16 protein-coding genes are annotated in these 18,887 nt (G+C 67.5%); 4 read left to right on the top strand and 12 right to left on the bottom strand.

Annotation, left to right across the window (positions count from 1 at the left end; genetic code table 11):
* Positions 1-95: 95 nt before the first annotated feature.
* The 5 genes from K7W41_RS06785 to K7W41_RS06765 all read right to left on the bottom strand — a co-directional run bounded on the left by K7W41_RS06785 (position 96) and on the right by K7W41_RS06765 (position 5,334).
* Complete coding sequence (locus K7W41_RS06785; RefSeq protein ID WP_224606070.1) at positions 96-1,232, bottom strand: ABC transporter permease; 1,137 nt, start codon at positions 1,230-1,232, stop codon at positions 96-98.
* A 5-nt stretch (positions 1,233-1,237) separates the two neighbouring features.
* On the bottom strand, positions 1,238-2,221 hold the full coding sequence (locus K7W41_RS06780) for an ABC transporter permease (RefSeq protein ID WP_224606068.1): 984 nt from the start codon (positions 2,219-2,221) through the stop codon (positions 1,238-1,240).
* A gap of 85 nt (positions 2,222-2,306) precedes the next feature.
* Entirely contained in the window at positions 2,307-4,088 is a 1,782-nt protein-coding gene (locus tag K7W41_RS06775) for an ABC transporter substrate-binding protein (protein WP_224606066.1), read from the bottom strand.
* Positions 4,089-4,492: 404 nt separating this feature from the next.
* The gene (secG, locus tag K7W41_RS06770; RefSeq protein ID WP_224606063.1) at positions 4,493-4,717 is read right to left on the bottom strand and encodes a preprotein translocase subunit SecG; all 225 of its coding nucleotides are present in this window, start codon (positions 4,715-4,717) and stop codon (positions 4,493-4,495) included.
* 104 nt (positions 4,718-4,821) lie between these two features.
* A complete protein-coding gene (locus K7W41_RS06765) occupies positions 4,822-5,334 on the bottom strand; it encodes a metal-binding protein (RefSeq protein ID WP_224606060.1) in 513 nt (170 codons plus the stop codon).
* Between the two features lie 123 nt (positions 5,335-5,457).
* Here K7W41_RS06765 and K7W41_RS06760 point away from each other — a divergent pair, with 123 nt between their 5' ends.
* Complete coding sequence (locus K7W41_RS06760) at positions 5,458-7,521, top strand: S8 family serine peptidase (RefSeq protein WP_224606057.1); 2,064 nt, start codon at positions 5,458-5,460, stop codon at positions 7,519-7,521.
* Between the two features lie 253 nt (positions 7,522-7,774).
* Here K7W41_RS06760 and K7W41_RS06755 read toward each other — a convergent pair whose 3' ends face one another.
* Positions 7,775-8,776 carry an MDR family oxidoreductase gene (locus K7W41_RS06755; protein WP_224606056.1) on the bottom strand — a complete coding sequence of 334 codons (1,002 nt, stop codon included), beginning with the start codon at positions 8,774-8,776 and terminating at the stop codon, positions 7,775-7,777.
* A 321-nt stretch (positions 8,777-9,097) separates the two neighbouring features.
* On the opposite strand from K7W41_RS06755, the gene K7W41_RS06750 reads away from it, so the two are divergent.
* Together K7W41_RS06750 and cdd are read left to right on the top strand one after the other, a co-directional pair.
* Entirely contained in the window at positions 9,098-10,432 is a 1,335-nt protein-coding gene (locus tag K7W41_RS06750) for a hemolysin family protein (RefSeq protein ID WP_224606055.1), read from the top strand.
* A complete protein-coding gene (gene cdd / locus K7W41_RS06745; RefSeq protein ID WP_224606054.1) occupies positions 10,425-10,868 on the top strand; it encodes a cytidine deaminase in 444 nt (147 codons plus the stop codon). Before K7W41_RS06750 ends, cdd begins: the two co-directional genes overlap by 8 nt.
* A 615-nt stretch (positions 10,869-11,483) precedes the next feature.
* Here the strand turns inward: cdd and K7W41_RS06740 are convergent.
* The 4 genes from K7W41_RS06740 to K7W41_RS06725 form a co-directional block, all read right to left on the bottom strand.
* Complete coding sequence (locus K7W41_RS06740) at positions 11,484-12,548, bottom strand: right-handed parallel beta-helix repeat-containing protein (RefSeq protein ID WP_224606052.1); 1,065 nt, start codon at positions 12,546-12,548, stop codon at positions 11,484-11,486.
* A 291-nt stretch (positions 12,549-12,839) separates the two neighbouring features.
* Complete coding sequence (gene aceA / locus K7W41_RS06735; RefSeq protein ID WP_224606051.1) at positions 12,840-14,168, bottom strand: isocitrate lyase; 1,329 nt, start codon at positions 14,166-14,168, stop codon at positions 12,840-12,842.
* A 238-nt stretch (positions 14,169-14,406) separates the two neighbouring features.
* Positions 14,407-15,024 carry an HAD family hydrolase gene (locus K7W41_RS06730; RefSeq protein ID WP_224606048.1) on the bottom strand — a complete coding sequence of 206 codons (618 nt, stop codon included), beginning with the start codon at positions 15,022-15,024 and terminating at the stop codon, positions 14,407-14,409.
* Between the two features lie 223 nt (positions 15,025-15,247).
* Positions 15,248-15,916, bottom strand: a complete 669-nt coding sequence (locus K7W41_RS06725; RefSeq protein WP_224606046.1) for a hypothetical protein — start codon at positions 15,914-15,916, stop codon at positions 15,248-15,250.
* 79 nt (positions 15,917-15,995) lie between these two features.
* Here K7W41_RS06725 and K7W41_RS06720 point away from each other — a divergent pair, with 79 nt between their 5' ends.
* Positions 15,996-17,000 carry a DHH family phosphoesterase gene (locus K7W41_RS06720; RefSeq protein ID WP_224606044.1) on the top strand — a complete coding sequence of 335 codons (1,005 nt, stop codon included), beginning with the start codon at positions 15,996-15,998 and terminating at the stop codon, positions 16,998-17,000.
* Positions 17,001-17,155: 155 nt separating this feature from the next.
* Here the strand turns inward: K7W41_RS06720 and K7W41_RS06715 are convergent, their stop codons facing one another.
* Both K7W41_RS06715 and K7W41_RS06710 read right to left on the bottom strand, forming a co-directional pair.
* Positions 17,156-17,713, bottom strand: a complete 558-nt coding sequence (locus K7W41_RS06715) for a dihydrofolate reductase family protein (protein WP_224606042.1) — start codon at positions 17,711-17,713, stop codon at positions 17,156-17,158.
* A 25-nt stretch (positions 17,714-17,738) separates the two neighbouring features.
* Positions 17,739-18,884, bottom strand: a complete 1,146-nt coding sequence (locus tag K7W41_RS06710; protein WP_224606041.1) for a serine hydrolase — start codon at positions 18,882-18,884, stop codon at positions 17,739-17,741.
* Positions 18,885-18,887: the final 3 nt, after the last annotated feature.

Here is an 18,887-nt window from a genome sequence, read left to right as displayed (position 1 = left end):
AGCACGCTGCACATCATACAACTGCTTTGAATTGTAAGGGGGAAAATGGTCGTGGGCGCGGCCCGCAGTTCCGGCCGCGCCCGCGCCTGGCGCCCTTAGGACCGCTTGCGGGGATCGAAGGCGTCGCGCAGACCGTCGCCCAGCAGCTGGAAGCACATCACCGTGAACACGATGAAAAAGCCGGGAATCAGCACCCAGGGGCGCTGGTTGAGGCTGCTCAGACCGCCGTCCTGCGCCAGCTTCAGCAGGCTGCCCCACGAGGCGTAGGGTTCCACGGCCCCAATCCCCAGGAAGCTCAGGCCCGATTCCAGCAGGATGTAGCTGGGAATGGCCAGCGAGGTGGTCACGATCACGTAGGTGGTCATGGTGGGCAGCATGTGCCGGATCATGATGCGGTTGTCGCTGGCACCCAGGCTCTTGGCCGCCGACACGAAGTCCTGCTCGCGCACGCTGAGCAGTTGCCCGCGCGTAATGCGCGCCAGGCCACCCCAGCCGATAAAGGCCAGGATCCCCAGAATCACGTACAGCGCCAGAATGGGGTTGATGTCCTTGGGAAAGACACTGCGCAGCATCAGCAGCAGGAACAGCGTGGGAATCGAGGCCAGCACTTCCACAAAGCGCATGATCAGCGTGTCCACGAAGCCGCCAAAGTAGGCCGCCACGGCCCCCATAAAGAGCCCGATGATCGTGGTGATCGCCACAGCCGCCAGTCCGATGGTCAGGCTGATCTGAGAAGCGTACAGCGTGCGGCTGAGCAGGTCGCGGCCCAGGTCCTCTGCACCGAACAGGTAGATGCTGCAGTCGGGGTTACCCGTGCCAAAGAGGTGCAGGTTGCCGGGAAACAGGCCCAGAATCCGGTAACTGTCACCCTTGACCCCCCAGTACAGGGGGCACTTCTCGCCCGTGGGCCCGAATTCGTTCACGAAGCTTGTCTCGTTGAATTTCTGGCCGTACTTGTACACGAAAGGCCGGCCGAAGGCGCCCGTCTCTGGATCGCGGAAATGAATGGGTGTGGGCGGATGAAAGCGGGTGATGTTGGTGGTGGAGTAGTTCGACAGGCCAGCAGGCGCCAGGAACGGCGCGAACAGCGCCATCAGGTACAGCAGAATCAGCAGGCTGCCGCCGATCTGGGCCAGACGGTTTTTGCGAAACTGACTCCAGGCCACGGAGAACTGCGACTGGCCCTGGGGGCGCGTCCGTTTGACGGTGGGGGTAGGTACTGTTGTGGTCATGCCACTCACCCGACCTTAATGCGGGGATCAACCACCGCGAGAAGAATGTCGCTCAGGGCGTTGCCCACAATCAGCAGCACCGTGCTAATGACGGTAAAGCCCGCGATCAGGTAGATATCTTGCGCGTTGAGGGCGTCAAGCAACATCGGCGTAATGCCGGGGTACCCGAAGACCACTTCCATGAAGCCCGCGCCGCTGACGGCTGCAGGCAGCAAGCCGCCGATCCCGGCCACAATGGGCAGAATCGCGTTGCGGAAGGTGTGCTTCCAGATGGCCGTGCGCTCGGTGACCCCCTTGGCCCGGGCCGTGCGCACGTAGTCGGCGCGCATGACTTCCAGCATCTGCCCGCGAATCACGCGCGTGGTCCCTGCGGCGTCACTGACAGCGAGCACCAGCGCAGGAATCAGAATGTGCTTCAGCACGTCCCACACCTTTTCCAGGGGGCTGAATGACGCAAACTCATTGCTGGTCATGCCGATAAAGGGAATGTCTATGTTGGTCTTCTGCTTGAGCACCAGCAGGCCGTAAATCACGATAAGGGCCAAGAAAAAGCTAGGAAAGCCCAGCAGGAAATACAGCACTACATTCACAGCTTTGTCGCCCAACGAATTCTGCCGCACCGCACCGAACACCCCGAGGGGAATGGCGATGGCATAGAAAAACAGCAGGTTCAGCAGCACCAGCACCATGGAATTGAAGATGCGGGGCTTCATGATGTCCCACACCGGCTGCTGGTAGGAGAACGACAGCCCGAAATCCAGGTGCAACACCATGTTGCGCATCCAGAGCAGGTACTGCTCCAGCGGGTGGCGGTCCAGCCCAAAGTTGCGCTCCAGGTTGGCAATCTGTTCGGGGCTGATGTTGGGGTTCAGTTTGGCAGGCGTCAGAAAATCGCCTGGGGCCAGTTGCAGTACAAAGAAAATCAGGACACTGGCCAGCAGTAGGGTCGGAATGGACTGCACCAGCCGGCGCAGCAGAAATGGAATCATGAACGTACTCCGTGGGTCTTCATGGGTGTGGGGGGCAGTCCGCGCGGGCGGACCACCCCCCGTGTGGGAGCAGAAACGGCAGGGCTTACTTGATGAACGTCAGGGCCGTCAGGCGCTGGCCGTAGTAGGCGTTCATCAGGGCGCTGGGGAATTCGCCGCCCAGGCGCTCGTTGAACGCCACATGGAAGTTGCCACCCACGAGGTAGATCACGGGCTGCAGCTCGGCTTCCGTCTTCATCAGCTGGGCCCCGACGGCGCGGCGGCGGGCGTCGTTCAGCTCGGCGTCGCCTTGGTAGTACAGCTTGGTCATCAGCTGTTCCTGGCTGGTCGCGCAGCGGCCGTTGGTGGGGTTGTTGTAGGAGTGCAGGTTGGTGCCGCAGGGAATCACGTTCACGCCGAAGGGCCAGATGTTGCTGCCGCCCGACAGACCCAGCAGGATGGCGTCGAAGGGCCGGTTTTCACCCTTGGCGGTCAGCTGACCCACCAGCGTGTTGAAGTCGATGGGCGTGAAGTTCACCTTGACACCGACCTTCTTGGCTTCGTCCGCGAAGATGCGGCCCAGCTGCTCCCGCACGGTGTTGCCCGCGTTGGTGCTCAGGTTGAATTCCAGCACCTTGCCGCTCTTGTCGGTCAGGTAGCCCTGGGCGTTCTTCTTGGTGTAGCCCATCTGCGCCAGCAGGCGGCTGGCTTCCGCGAGGTTGTACTTGTACTGGGGCGCACCGGCGGCCAGACCCGCGTCCACCTGCTGCTTGAAGATGGGGTAGGTGCTGAAGTAGGTGGGGGTGCCCAGGCCACCCAGGGCCAGCTGCACCATGGCTTCGCGGTTGGCGATGTGGCTCATGGCGCGGCGGAAACGCACGTCGCGGAAGAGCTTCTGCTTGGCGGGGTCGCTGGCCTTGTTCCAGTTGAAGACAATCCACTGGCTGGTGGCCTGGGGGCTCACGTTGGCCTTCAGGAACGCCTTGAGGCTGCCGTTGTCGATGGCGCGCTTGGTCTGCGCGAGGTCATCGGCGTTGCGCATGCCCACCGTGTCAATCTGACCAGCCAGGAAGGCGGCCAGCGCGGCGTTGGCGTCAGCCACAATGCGCACCGACATGTTGCTCAGGTAGGGCAGTTCCTGGCCACGGCTGTCTTTGTTCCAGTCGCCGAAGTTGGGGTTGGCCTTGAAGCTGGCGCGCTCGCCGGCGCGGTAGCCGTCCAGGGTCCACATGCCCGGGCTCACAATCTGGTTGGGCGGGGTCGCCAGGGTCCACATCTTCTTGATGGCTTCGGCGCCGCCTTCACGGTAGGCCTTGCCAAAGATGTGGTCGGGCCAGGGCACGTAGCTCATGATGCTCAGGGCCGAGGCGCTGGTCTGGGGGAAATCAAACTGCAGCGTGTAGTTGTCGAGCTTCTTGATGACGATGGGCTTGCCCGCCAGGAAGAACGAGTCGTAGCTGTTCGAGCCGACCTTGTCGTCGGTGTGGATCTTCCAGGTGGTGATCCAGTCGTCGGCCGTGATGGCCTGCCCGTCGCTGAACTTCATGCCCTGGCGAATCTTGACCACGAAGCGCTTGTTGTTGTTGCTGACCGTGGGGGCGCCGGCGGCCATGTAGGGAATGAACTCGTCGTTGCGGGGGTCCTGGGTGAAGAGGCCCACCGTGCCCGTGCCGCCCATCGCCAGACGGCCAGGAATGCTTTCGGCCTCGGCGCTGGTAAAGGGGTTGAAGGTCTTGTAGTCCGAGATGGTGGACAGACGCAGTTCGCCGCCGCGCTTGTTGGCGGTGTTCTGGTCAGCTGCCCAGGCGGCCGGATACACGAACGGCTGGCTTTGGGCAGCGGCCGTGCCAACGGTCAGGGCAAGGGCAAGGGTCAGGATCTTCTTCATGGGTTCCTCCGGGAGGGGCAGATCTGGAATATGACAACGCGCCGGCGCGAGCCGGGGGCAGCATTCAGGAACAACGGTTTTCCAGCGAGGCCAACTATATGGAATGGCCTAGGTTTGGTCAAGGTTTTTCCTAACAATTGCTCGTTTGGTCTCATTTGGCAAAATGTCGTGCAGGGCCCACTTTTTCCAAGTGGCCTCTGGGGCCCTGGCCGGGCGGGGCTGCCAGCCCGGGCCAACTCCTGTGCGGCGCACCCCTTGACAGCGCCCTGGGGCCGCCTCAACGCTGGCCCACACCGCTGCGCCCAGCAGCCTCATTTCTGCGGCCTGATGGCCCAGTGGGCCAGGGACCAACACGCACCTCCCCGGTCACCACAGGGGCAACCGGGGAGGACACGGGCGCGCGTTTAGCGCGAGATAAAGCTGATCAGCAGGGCCAGCAGCATGAAAAAGCCGCCCAGCACGCTGGTGATGCGGATCAAGCCGCCCTCGACCCCACGGCCACCCAGCAGGGAGCCGCCCGACGCCATGCTGGCCGACAGCCCGGCCTGCTTGGGCACCTGCAGCAGCACGAAGAACACCAGCGCCACACACACCAGCGCAAACAGCACGATAAACAGGTTCAGAATCATAGAGAGACCTCGGCACGCAGGAGGCCGCGTGGGCACCCAGGCCCAGTCGCGGCACGTCAGCCTGTTCGGTATAGCACGGGGCCCGCTTTCCAGCCAGCCACACCTCAGCGGCGGCGCACCCGGCGCGCGCCGTGGTCGGGCCGCACGCCGTCGGCCATCAGGTGCAGCCACTGGCTCAGGTAGTAGCCCAGCAGGGGGGGCCAGAGGGTGAACAGCTCAAAGGACGCTGGCAGCTGGGGCACCCCCAGCCCAGGCACCACATAGAGCAGCGCGCCCCACACCAGCCCCACCATCAGGGCCACGTACAGCAGCCGGGTCAGCGGGCCCACCAGCCACGTGTGGGACCAGCCCCGGTGGCTGAACAGCATGCCGTAGGGCACCCACAGCACCCCCAGCAGGCCCCAGTGCCGCTTGCTGTCCACGCGGCCTTCGGCAAGGTCCAGGTCTGGCGAAAGCAGAAAGGTGCCGGCCGCAAAGGCGAGCGTGAAGTGCAGCCCCTGGGTGGGGGTCACGCGTATCAAACCCTGCCGGGTGGCCACCAGGGTCGCGGCGGCCAACACGCTGTAGGCCGCAATATTGATCAGGTTATGCACACGTCCGCTGGGCACGGGCGCCATTGTGCCAGAAGTGCGCGGCGCCCGGCCCGGGGGGCGGCGCGGCCCGGTCTGGCCGCCTGGACGCTGGGCCCAGGGCAAACGTTCATCTACCGTCAGGGAACTTCGGGCATGCTGTACGCACCCATGCCCAAACCGATTTCCCGCCTGCCCGGCCTGCTGCTGCTGACAGTGCTGCTGGGCGCCTGCCAACCGCCCAAACCCGCCCCGCAGGCCCTGGAGACGCGCACCGTCGCGCTGGGCCAGGCCACGACCCTGCGCGTGGACGTGCCGTTCTCGGGCCGCTGGCGCGTGCAGGAGCGGCCCGATTGGCTGACGGTCACGCCGCAGGCCGGCACAGGCCCGGTGGCGTTCTCGGTGACAGTGGACCGCACGCGCGCCACCCCCCTCAAGGCCAACCAGGCCGAATTGACCGCGGCCCTCAAGCTGGCGTGGTCCTCGGGCGAGGGCAGCAGCGAGCAGAGCGGCGAGGCGGGCTGGACCGTGACCGCGCGCCAGTTTGAACTCCGGGGGCGTGTGGTGGCGCCCGCGCAGGTGCAGGGCGCCGATGCCCAGGCCGCCCCGCAGGTGAACCGGGCCCCGGCCCCCGCCCCGCGCGGCGTGATCGTGAAGTACCGCGCGGCGGGGGCCCAGAGCGCCAGCGTGCGCGCCCTGCAGGCCGCCGGGCAGAAGGTGAGCAGCGTGCAGGCCCTGGGCAGCACCCTGACCCGGCTGAACGTGGCGGATGTGGACGCCGCCCTGCGCACCCTGCGCGCCGACCCCCAGGTGGAGTACGCGGTGCCCAACGCCGTGCTGCGCGCCCAGGGCACCCTGGCCCAGCCCGTGGTGCCGGGCGACCAGTATGCGGGGCTGCAGTGGGGCTACGCCCTGGCCGGATACGGCGCCGTGTGGCGGGACATGGAAGGGGGCGGCTACTCGCGCCCCGTGACCGTGGCGGTGGTGGACAGCGGCGTGCGCTTTGACCACCCGGACCTGAAGGGTCAGATGTGGGGCCCCGGCGAAGGCGCCCTGGACGTGCTGGGCTTTGAGGCGGCCAGCACCCCCGGCGGCCCACCCAAATATGACAACGGCGATGGCGACGGCCCCGACACCAATCCCACCGATCCCAGTGTGCCGGGCCGCAGCACCGGCAGCCACGGCACCCACGTGACCGGCATCATCGCCGCGCGCTGGGGCGACAATGGCCCGGCCTGCGCCGGTTGCAGCCCCACGGGCGTGGTGGGCGCCACCTACAAGGCCAATGTGAAGGTGCTGCCCGTGCGTGTCATTGATGCCCAGGGCGACGCCACCGAAGCCGATGTGGCGCTGGCCATCCGCTACGCCGCCGGGCTGCCCGTGACCCTGGGGGGCACCACCTACCGCACCCCGCATGCGGCGCAGGTGATCAACCTGAGCCTGGGCGGCGCCCTGAAGGCGGAAGACGCCCGCCCGCTGTGCGAGGCGATTGCCGACGCCCGCGCGGCAGGCGCCCTGGTGGTGGCCGCCGCTGGCAACGGCTACGGCACTGACCCCTACTATCCGGCCGCCTGTCCGGACGCCGTGGCGGTGGGCAGCGTGACCCTTTCCGGGGCCAGCGCCCCGGTGCGCTCACCCTTCAGCAACGCCTACCCCCAGGTGCAGCTTGCAGCCCCCGGGGGCGCCGAGCCCTACAGCGCCAACGCCTTTAACGGCGGCACCCTGAACGGCAAGGCGTTCCCAGACGCCATCTTCTCCACTGACTGGGACTACGCCAAGGACCAGCCGCGCTACGCGGCCGAGGTGGGCACCAGTCAGGCCACCCCACAGGTGGCGGCGCTGGCGGCCCTGCTGCTCAGCAAGGGCATGACCACTGGGCCGGCCGATACCCTGGCCCGCCTGAACGCCACCGCCACCGACCTGGGCGCCAAGGGCCGTGACGACCTGTTCGGCTTCGGCATGATCAACGCGGCGGCGGCGCTCAGCGCCCCGGCGGTGAGCAACACCTGGGGCCTGCGGCTGCAGCACGCCCGCGGCCAGAGCTTCCAGCCGGCGCTGGACCCCCTGGGCCGCTTCCAGGCCTTCCTGGGCGACGGCAGCTACACCGTGATTGGCGGCGCAGACCGCGACGGCAACGGCGTGTACGGCGAAACCCACGAACTGCGCGACGAGCGGCAGGTCACGCTGGGCGAGGCCAATCCCAGCGCGGATGTGGGCGACCTGACGCCGCGCTAAGCCCCAACCGTGGCCGCGCCGTGGAGGATGTCCCCACGGCGCGGCCTGTTGTTGCCCTGATACGGACTGCCGTCCATTTCCGGAACATCCAGGAAAGAACCGGATGTTCCCCGCCTTTGGCGCTGTGCCAATCCAATTACCGGAGATCCGTATTTTTTCCTTCCCCTTCTGCTGCGCAGCCGGATCAGTCCGGTCGAAAAAATTCCGTCAGGTGTAACGGAATTTTTCGGAAGTCGTATGCCTCCCAAAACCCTTACTGGCGCACGTCCACCACGGTTCGCCCACGCACCTGCCCGGCCAGAATCTGGGGGGCCAGGGCCGGCACGTCACTCAGGGGACGCACCTGGGTCACCTCGGCTAGGCGGGGCGCGGGCAGATCACGCGCCAGCCGGGCCCAGGCGGCTTCGCGGCGGGGCACCGGGCAGGTCACGGAGTCCACGCCCAGCAGGTTCACGCCGCGCAGAATCAGGGGAAACACGGTGGCGCGGAGCTCGCTGCCGCCGGCCAGCCCGCACACCGCCACCGAGCCGTGCGTGCGGGTGGAGGCGTAGGCGCCGGCCAGGGTCGCGCCGCCCACGGTGTCCACCACCCCGGCCCAGCGCTCCTTTTCCAGCGGGCGCGTCAGGGCCGGCAGTTCTTCACGGTGGATCACCTGCGCGGCGCCCAGGGCCTGCAGGTACGGGGTCTCCTCCAGCCGCCCGGTGCTGGCGGTGACGGTGTGGCCGGCCGCCGCCAGCAAGGCCACCGCCACGCTGCCCACGCCGCCCGCCGCGCCCGTGACCAGCACCTCGCCGTCCCCGGGGGTCAGGCCGTGCTCTTCCAGGGCCATGACCGCCAGCATGGCTGTGAAGCCGGCCGTGCCCACGCTCATGGCCCACTGGGCACCCACGCCCGGGGGCAGGGCCACGGCCCACCCAGGCTGCACGCGGGCCAGTTCGGCGTAGCCCCCATCCTGCCGCTCGCCTATGCCCCAGCCGGTGACCACCACGCCTGTGCCCGGGGCCCAGCGGCCCGAACGGTCTTCCAGCACGGTGCCGGCCAGATCAATGCCGGGCGTCATCGGGTAGGCGCGCAGCACGCCGGGGCGGCCCAGCACCGCCAGCCCGTCTTTGTAATTGAGGCTGGAATGGCTGACCGCAATCAGCAGGTCGCCTGCCGGCAGGGCGGCCAGCGGCAGGGTCTGAACTTCGGCGCGGGTGCCCTGGTCGTCTTTCACGACGCGCAGGGCGCGGTAGTGCTCGGGCAGGGACGTCATGGGGGCAGGCTAGCGCGCTGGGACAGCGGGTGAATCCCCACGACCAGCGAACCCACTGGCCCGGCCACCTGAGCGCACGCCCCCACGCTCATCTTCCATTCAGGACAGCGGGCCCGGCGGTGGGGGTGTGTTAGACTCCCCCCTGCATATGGAGCCTCCCAGTTCCGGCTCTTTGACCGCGCCCGGTGAAGACCGCCAAGGGGCGGCGTTTTTGCCACGGCCCACCCCTCCAACCGATCACCGACGCCCCGCCGCTGTGGCCGGGGCGGGCAGCATGCGCCTTGCGGATGATCGGGACGCGACGACGGAGCGCGTCCATTCATGAATGACTACATCGGTATTGCCGCCCTGTTCGTGCTCGTGCTGCTCAACGGCTACTTCGTGGCGGTGGAATACGCCCTGGTAAGCGTGCGCCGCACCCGCATTGACCAGCTGGCGGAAGAAGGCAACGCCACGGCGCGCGTGGTGCAGCGGGTGCTGGGGCGGCTGGACCTGTACATCGCCGCCGTGCAGCTGGGCGTGTCCATGATGAGCCTGCTCATCGGTTTCGTGGCCGAGCCCGCCATCGAGCACCTCGCCGAGCCGCTGTTTGAGCGCCTGGGCCTGCCCCAGGCCTACGAAAAGCCAGCGGCCTTTGCCCTGGCCTTCATTCTGAGCACCACCTTTCACATTGTGCTGGGTGAACTGGTGCCCAAATCGGCGGCGCTGCAAAAAAGCGAACAGCTAAGCCTGGCGATGGTGCGGCCCCTGGTGCTGTTCACCACCGTGTTCCGGCCCGTGATTCTGGGCCTGAACTGGCTGGGCGGCCTGGTGCTGCGCCTGCTGGGCCTGAAGGCCGTGGCCGGGCACCACACCGCCTATTCCGAAGAAGAAATCCGCATGATCGTGAGCGCCTCCAGCCAGGAAGGCGTGCTGGAAGACGACGAAAAAGAGCTGGTGTACAACGTCTTTGACCTCTCGGACACCACCGTGCGCGAGGTGATGACGCCCCGGATCGAGATGGTCCTGATGGACAGCGCCGCGCCGCTGCGCCGCCTGCTGGATATGCGCGCCGAACACGGGTACTCGCGCATTCCGGTGTTTCAGGACACGCCCGACAACATCGTGGGGATCGTGCACACCAGCGACGTGCTGGCGCACCTGGACACGCTGGACCATACCCTGGTGGCCGACATCATGCGCCCGGTGTTCTTTGTGCCTGAAGGCATGAAAATCAAGGACCTGCTGGCCAAGATGCGCGACAAGAAAAGCCACCTGAGCATTGTGGTGGACGAGTTTGGCGGCACCTCTGGTCTGGTGACCCTGGAAGACGCCCTGGAAGAGATTGTGGGCGAAATCTATGACGAGACCGATGAGGAAGAGGTGCCCATGATCGAGGTGATTGGCGAGGGCATGTACCTGATGGACGCCAGCCTGACCGTGGGCGAAGTGGAAGAGCGCCTGGGCAGCAACATTGAAGACGGCGAGGGTGAATTTGATACCCTAAGCGGCTTCATGACCAGCCACTTTGGCGACATTCCTGAAGCGGGCCAGCACTTTAGCCACAACGGCTGGACCTTCACCGTTGAAGCCGCCGACCAGCGCCGCGTGACCCGCGTGCGGGTGGAGCGCGCCCTGAACCCCGATTTCCTGGAAACCGAACCCAACCATGACTAACCGTTTGAACCTGACCCCTGATCCCCAATTGCTGGACGGCGCCAAAGCGGCCTTCAAACAGGCCTACGCCCCCTACAGCCGCTTTCATGTGGGCGCGGCGCTGCGCACGGCCGACGGCCGGGTGTACTTTGGCGCCAACGTGGAAAACGCCAGCTACGGCCTGGGCCGCTGCGCCGAGCAGAGCGCCGTGCAGGCGATGGCCACCGCTGGCGGGCGCGACTTTACCGACATCGTGGTCTACTCCGAGGCCACGCCGCCCGCCAGCCCCTGCGGCGCCTGCCGGCAGGTGCTGTTTGAATTTGCCCCGGACGCCCGGGTGGTGTGCACCAACCAGCACGGCCACGTGGTCAGCGGCTACGTCCGCGACTTCTTACCCGACGGCTTCCGCCTGGAGCACCCGGGCGAGGGCGACGAGGTCCGCGTTCAGGAGCAGTGAGAGCAATCAGGGGCGGCGACAGGCCGCCTCTTCCTTTGGTGCCAGGGGAGAGGGCCAGTCGTACGCGCAAAGGCGAGAGGGTGTGGCGAGGGCCTTGACGTCCGGTTTGAACGCCTCGCCAGGCAGCACAGGCGCCCACACGTCGCCCGGCCGTGATAGTGGCTGCCAGCTCCACCCTGAGCCCAAACAGCGGCCCCTCAATGCCGAAGGCGCCGCTGTCCTTCCCTGGCACCCGCTTCGTTCGCCCAGAGCTGTTGAGGGTAAAGCCCGGGGTGACTCTGGGTTCCGCTCTGAACCCACGCCTTTTGGATGTCATACGGATTCCGGATCATCCGTTACAGCCCCTCCGCGTCGCTTCGGTGCTTCCACTCCTATCCGTCACCGTTTTTCCTTCTCCCTCCGGTCGGGTTGATCAGTTATGGAATAACTGATCAACCGGAACCCTTATCACGCCTGAGCATCCGGCTGCCCAGTGCTGAGGGGCAGAGCGGGCATACGGCGCGCACCCAGCCCCGCAGGTCTCAGCGCCGCACCATAGCGGGCGCCCTCCACCCCTTGCCCAAGCCTGGCCCAGAGCCCACCTCTTCTGCCGCCCCCAGCCCCAACCAAGCTGGTTTAGCGCGTGAACGGGTGCGAGGTGTCCAGGACCGGCGCCGTCGTGGTGACCACGTTGCCCGACACCGTGCCCGAGGTGCCGTTCAGAAACTGCGACACGCTGAGGCCATACAGCGTGTTGTTGGTGACCGTCATGGGCACCTTGCCTGGGTTCAGCAGGCCCAGGGCCGTGGCGCGGCGGTTGACCACCACGTTGTCGGAGATGGTCACCGTGCGGCCTTCGCGCAGCAGGCCCTCGGTGCCGTAAGTGAGGATCGCGGAGTTCTGGCTCTGGGCGCCCTGCTCAATGACATTCCCGGTGACCGTGAGATTGCCGCCGTTGGGCACGTCAATGCTGTAGCTGGCCGTGCCCTGCAGGTCGAACAGGCGGCTGTTCGTAATGGTCGTGCTGCGCGCCCGGCTCTTGAATTCGTGGCCCACGGCGGCGCTGTGGGAGTAGCTGCGGTCGAAGGTCAGCTGCCCCACCTCGCCCACATACAGGTTGTGGGTCTGGCCCGGGTCACCCAGGCCGTTGTGGTCGAATTCGGTGCGCAGGATGCGGATGCTGCCCAGCGGGGCGCTGCCGGCCAGCAGGCCGTTTTCGTTGTCGTGCAGGTAGCTGTCTTCAATGACCAGGTGCCCGCCCTGGTAGCGCACCCCCGCGCCGTTGCGGTCGGGCACCCTGGCGCCGGTCAGTTCCAGACCGCGCAGGGTTACGTCGGTGTTCGTGGTGATGATGGCCTTGCCGTTGGACGGGGAAACGGTCGCCACCAGCCGCGCCAGGCCGCTGGTGCTCTCGATGGTGATGCGGGTGCTGACCTCGAAAAAGTCGTTGGTGTAGGTGCCGGGGTCCACCCGAACCGTGTCGCCGTCGCGTGAGGCGGCCACGGCAGCGCGGAGGGTGGCGTAGGTTTTGCCGGGACCCACGGTCAGCACCCGCCCGGCCGTGGGGGCCGGCACCGTTGGCGTCTCTGCTGCGGGCGCGGCTACAGGCGGGGATGCGGGCGGCGCGGCAGTGGGGGACGTGCAGGCGCCCAGCAGAAGCGTCAGACCAAGCAGGGCAACGGAAGGGAAATGGGTCGTCATCGCAGGTCTCCTGTCCAGGGCACTGGCGCGCAGCGCAGGTGGCCCCCAGCGGCCTGGCCCCACCACCCTACAGCGGCGGCCCAGAGCATGACGGGGAAAAGGGCACACCCCAGCCGGCGTCAAACATTCGGCCAATGAAAAGTGAGGGCGGCACGCCAGGACACAGAGGGCAAGTAGACCGAGAGTCGGAAACCAACCTGCACGCCTCTTCCCTGTCCCCACTTCCCGCCCTCACCACGCCGCTGGGGTGCCCGTGACAGGCACCCCAGCAGTGGACATGGATGGGTTGTTTCAGTCGTGGGCGCCGACCAGCTCCTTTTCTTTGCCGAACTGCTGGGCCTCGGTGCTGCCGGCCAGGGCGGTGGTGCTGCTCTGGCCGCCGCCAGCCGCCTGCGCCACCAGATCAAAGTAGCCAGTCCCCACCTCACGCTGGTGCTTAACGGCCGTGAAGCCGCGCTCCTGGGCCGCGAACTCGCGCTCCTGCAGCTCCACGAAGGCGCTCATCTGGGTGCGGGCGTAGCCGTAGGCCAGATCGAACATGCTCATGTTCAGTGAGTGGAAGCCCGCCAGGGTGATGAACTGGAACTTGTACCCCAGTTTTCCCAGTTCCACCTGAAACTTGGCAATGGTCTCGTCGTCCAGGTTCTTTTTCCAGTTGAAGCTGGGCGAGCAGTTGTAGGCCAGCAGCTTGCCGGGAAACTGGGCGTGCACGGCTTCAGCGAACCTGCGGGCGTCCTCCAGGTTGGGCACGCTGGTTTCGCACCAGATCACGTCGGCGTAGGGGGCGTAGGCCAGGGCGCGGGAAATGGCCTGCTCAATGCCGGGTTTGACGTAGTAAAAGCCTTCGGGGGTGCGCTCGCCGGTGCAGAAGGGCTTGTCATTCTCGTCAATGTCGCTGGTCAGCAGGTTGGCGGCGTCGGCGTCGGTGCGGGCAATCAGCACGGTGGGCACGCCGCTCACATCGGCGGCGAGGCGCGCGGCATTCAGCGTGCGGATGAACTGGCTGGTGGGCACCAGCACCTTGCCGCCCAGGTGGCCGCACTTCTTCTCGCTGGCGAGCTGGTCCTCGAAATGCACGCCTGCGGCCCCCGCCTCGATCATGGCCTTCATCAACTCAAAGGCGTTCAGGGGGCCGCCAAAGCCCGCTTCGGCGTCGGCCACGATGGGCACGAAGAAATCAATGTCGCTCTTGCCCTCGCTGTGCTGAATCTGGTCAGCACGGCGCAGGGTATTGTTGATGCGCTTGACCACATCCGGCACGCTGGAGGCCGGGTACAGGCTCTGGTCGGGGTACATCTGCCCGGCGTTGTTGGCGTCGCCCGCCACCTGCCACCCCGACAGGTAAATGGCTTTCAGGCCCGCTTTCACCTGCTGCATGGCCTGGTTGCCGGTCAGGGCGCCCAGCGCGTTCACGAAGGGCTCTTCTTTCATGGACCGCCACAGCTTCTGGGCGCCGTGCTTGGCCAGCGTGTGTTCGATGGGCAGGCTGCCGCGCAGTTTCACCACGTCCTCGGCCGTGTAGTTGCGCTTGATGCCCTGCCAGCGCTCCTCGGTCTGCCAGGTTTTTTCCAGAATTTCAGCGGGCGTACGCGGGTTGGGAACGGGGGGGTTGGTGGTCATGGGGGGGCCTCCTCTGGGTGTGGGGGACGGTGCCACGCCTCACAGAGACGTGGACCAGGGGGATGGCGGCTTGCCCGGAAGTGGGCGGGGTGTTGCTGTAGGGGCATTGTGCCTGCCCGGCCCCGGCGGCTGGGGTGGTGTACCCACACCCGCGCGAAGTACACCACCGCGAGAGGTACACCACCCACGGCCAAAAAAGAGGGCGCCCCACCGGACGCCCTGGGCCACTGCCCCTTCCCTACTCGCCGCGCAGCCACGCCCCCAGGGCCGCTTGAAAGTCGGCGTGGTGGTCATGGTGGTACAGCAGGCCGTGAAAGCCGGCGTCCTGCGCGGCGTCAATGTTTTCCTGCACGTCGTCCACAAAGGCCACCTGTGCGGCCGGCACACCCATGGCCTGTTCCAGCGCGGCAAAGGCTTCGGGCGCGGGTTTCTTGTGGCCCAGTTCGTTGCTGAACACCAGGGCGTCAAAGCGGGCAAAGCGGGGATCGCGGCGCAGGTGGTCGCTGACCACGGGGTAGTTGTTGCTCAGCAGGCCCACGCGCACGGTCCGGGGCAGCGCGGCCAGCGTGGCGTACATGGCCGGGTTGTCGTGAATGCTGCCCAGGTACAGCGGCTCGAAGTCCTCATAGGGCAGGGTCAGGCCTGTTTCTTCCTGCAGCACCGCCCAGAACTGTGGCAGGGTCCAGGCGCCCACCTCCAGCTGCCGCACATGCCGGAAATAGCTGTCGCGCACGCGCTTCACAGGCACGCCCCCGCGCTCGGCCACGTTCTGGGTGCTGCGGCCATCGAAGGTGCCAATGGTGAACACGCCGCCCCAGTCAAAGGCGACGTGGCGGGCCGGAAGAGAAGCGGTCATCCGCCGATTGTGGCGCAGCCCTCGTGCTGGCCCCGGCGCGCTGCCTGCACAGCCGCGCGGCGTGGAAAGTGCGCAGCGCGGCTGTTCCATCGCCGCCTGCCCTTGGGTTCGCTCTCCGAGTCTGCGACGCAGCTTTCGCGGGTCCGCTCGCCTTCTGCCCACCTGCGTTGCGTCTCAGCCAGACAGCCGTCTGTGGCCCTTCGCCTTCAAGTGGGAAGCCCGGTCAGGCGCTGTCCACCAGCAGGCCCCGCTTGTTCCAGGCCGCCAGATTCAGGGCATGCAGGGCCTGCCAGGGCCGCAACCAGTCACTGTCGGGGGCCAGCTTCTGGCCCCGGCCGTGGCGGGCCACATGCTGCCGGTGACACCCCACCAGTTCCGCCACCCCCGCGCCCGGATGCTGGTGCACGTCCACCTCGGCGCCCGGCGAGGGCGACAGGGGATGCGGGGCGCTGGTGGTCAGCACGCAGGCCAGCCCACTGGCCCGGTCGCGCAGCCACGTCAGCAGCTGCACAAAGGGCCAGCCGGCCCCCGCGCTCTCAGGGGTTTCGCTCCAGCGCAGCGCCGCCGAGGTATCTGGATCCAGGGTGTAGGCGCGCAGGTGCCGCACCTCGTTGAGTGTGGGCAGGTAGAAGGTGCCGTGGGCAGTCGCCTGCGCGGCCAGCAGTTCGGCGCTCAGGGCGCCCAGGGCGCGGCTGTCTTCCGGGCTTGCGCCCCAGGGCCGCTCGGGCAGCGCCTCGGCGGTCAGCAGCGGGCTTACGGGGGGACCGGGCACCGGGCGCGCCACCAGGCGCGCGGCACTGATCTCGGGCAGCAGGGCCACCGCCCGCTCCTGACCAACCAGGGCCTGCAGTTCCTCATCGGTCAGGGCGGCGAGATTCAGGCGGGAAGGCACGGTGTTCAGCATACGGCGCGCTTGTCACAGGGTTGGCACACCTTCGGCCCGGGGCGGCAACTGCCTATAGTGAAGGCCGATGAGTGGCCTTTCTTCCTACCAGGAACAGTTGCAGGCAGTGGCGCGGGTGCTGGGCGCACACACCGGGCCCATCGTGGTGCTGGCGCACGAAAATCCGGACGGCGACGCCCTGGGCAGTGTGCTGGGCCTGAGCCGGGCGCTGCGCAGCCTGGGGCGCGAGGTGCTGGCCCCCATGCAGGTGCCGCGCTACCTCGCCTTTGTGACGCAGCCCGGCGAACTGTGCGCGCCCCTGACCGAGTGGCCAGCTGGCGCCCTGGCGGCCGTGCTGGACGTGGACAACAACGACGCGGCCCGGGTGGCGGGCGCCGACCTGGGGACCTTTACCGGCCCAGTGGTGAATGTGGACCACCACGGCACCAACGCCCGCCGGGCCACGGCTGGGGTGGTGGAGCCGGCCATTCCGGCCGCCGCCATGATGGTGGCCGATCTGCTGGCCGTGATGAATGTGCCGCTGACCCCGGAGATCGCCACGCCGCTGATGCTGGGGCTGGTGACCGACACCGGCAGCTTCCGCTTTGACAGCGTGACGCCCGCCACCTTCGACTGCGCCGCGCGCCTGCGGGCGGCGGGCGCGCGGCTGGGCTGGCTCAGCGACGAGCTGGGGCGCAACCCCCGCACCTACTACACCCTGCTGCGCGAGGTGCTGGGCACCCTGGAATTCCTGCATGACGGCCGGGTGGTGCTGGCCCGCGTGACCGAGGAGATGCTGACGCGCGCCGGGGCCGCCTGGGACGACGTGGAAAACTACGTGGGCACCCTGCGCAACGCCGAGGGCGCCCAGCTCGCCGTGATGATCAAGGACTACGGCGACCGCGTGAAGGTGTCGCTGCGCTCACGCGCGGGCCTGAGTGCCCAGAACATCGCGGTGGCGCTGGGCGGTGGCGGGCATGTGCCCGCTGCGGGCGCCACCCTGAATCTGCCCTACCAGGCCGCGCGGGCCCAGCTGGACGCCGCCGTGGCCTCTGAACTGGCCCGCGTGGATGAGAGCGCCAAAGGCGGCTGAGCGCCTGAGCATAGAAGCAGGCGGCCTGCTCTTCCTGGCGGGCCGCCGCGCTGTCTGCGTTCTGCCCTTCTGTGCTAAACCTGGCGTCGACCGTGCCCCACTGCCCGGCCTGGACTGCCAGACCTGCGCCCTGGTGTCTGGCTGTCCACCCACTGTCAAGGCTGATGAGCTTGGTTGGCCTCGGGCCGGTACGTCAGCAGCACCACGCCGGCCCCCAGGGGCCGGGCGGCCCGCAACGTCATGGCGAGCCGGTCGGTGTCTGAAAACAGCCGCTTGCCTCGCCCCAGCACTGTGGGATAGACCATCAGGCGCAGTTCGTCCACCAGACCGGCGCGCAGCAGGGTCTGAACCAGGGCCGCGCTGCCGTAGGTCAGCAGGTCGCCGCCCTGCTGCTGCTTGAGCCGCTGGACAGCGGTGATCACGTCCCCCTCCAGCGGGGCCGCATTCCAGGTCAGGGGCCCGGGCGCAGTGGTGGCGACGAATTTCGGCAGCTCGTTCATCCGCTCGCCAAACGCGCCGGTGCCGGCGGCGGCCGGCCAGTACGCCACAAATTCTTCGTAGGTGACGCGGCCCAGCAGCAGGGCCCCACACGCAAAAAGTTCATCGAACTTGAATTGGCCGATCTCCGGGCTGACGTGACCCGCCTGCCAGGGCGTGGGCTCCTCCATCACGCCGTCCAGGGTCACAAATTCGGTCACGATCAGCTGGCGCATGGGGGCTCCTTGGGAACTTTGGGGTTCAGGGCGCCCCGAGCGTGGGCTTGCCTGGGCCCTCCAGCACCGCGCGGATGCCCGCATTGATCCAGGCAAAGGCGCGGCGGGTGTTGGGCATGGTGTAGGTCTGCTGGGCCCCGTGCTGCATGAACACGTACACCAGGTGGCGGTGGTCTTTGGTCTCCACGTAGCCGCTGTAGGTCAGCAGGCGCCAGCCGTTGCCGCCCTTCCCTGCTGCGTAGGCCACCTGCCCCTGGTGGGTCAGCGTGAGGGCCGAGCGGCCGTACCCCAGCGCCATCACCTCGCGCTGCCACGCCTGGGCGCGCGGACTGAGCCCCGGGCGCAGGAATTCGTGGGCCACCAGGGTGCCGAATTCGTAGGGCGTGCTGACATTCAGGGCCTTTAAGTCGTCTTCCGGCTGGTGACGGTGGTCAAAATAGTCGTCCAGGCGCCGCTGCAGGTCGTCGGCGCGGTAGGCGCGGGCCTCGCGGTCAATCTGGGTGGCCAGCTGCAGCCGGGCCTCGCCGCGCGCCCCCGCCCAGCGCCGGGTGCCGTTGTAGGTGGCCGACAGCCCGGCCTGCGCGGCCCACCAGTCCCGGGTGGGCAGAATCAGGCGGGTGGCGCAGAGGCCCAGTTCGTCGGCGGTGTCCTGCACCGCCTGCAGGCCCACGCGGCGGTGCAGGATGTCGGTGGCGGTGTTGTCGCTGCTGCGAATCATGCGCTCGGTCAGGGTGCGCACGTTCGAGCCGTCGTAGGGGTACGCCCCCAGCGACTGGTTGTCCCGCGTCACGTCAAAGCGTTCGGTGGGGGACAGCGTGCCCCGGTCAAAGGCCCGCAGCACCGCCCACAACACCGCCTGCTTGTAGGTGCTGGCCAGTGGAAAGACGCTGTCGGGGTTGGTGCCCACTGCCCGCAGCGGCTGCAGGGTCCGGGGATCAAGTTCCGCCACCCACAGGCCCAGCCGCCCGCTGAGGGGCAGGGGCGGCGGCGGCGCCTTGGGCACCGGGGGGGCGTGGGCCAGGCAGCCGTCCGGGTCGCGGGGGGCTGGCCGGGCGTCAACCTGCAGGGTGCTGGGCGCCGGGGCGCGCTCCAGCCGCACCTGGCCCTCGGGCTGCGGCGCGCGGCAGCCCACCAGCAGGGCCAGCACGGCGGCGGCGGCCCAGGTCTGCATGGC

This window comes from Deinococcus multiflagellatus, from assembly GCF_020166415.1.
Classification (GTDB): Bacteria; Deinococcota; Deinococci; order Deinococcales; family Deinococcaceae; genus Deinococcus; species Deinococcus multiflagellatus.
This window is presented reverse-complemented; position numbering and strand designations above follow the sequence as displayed.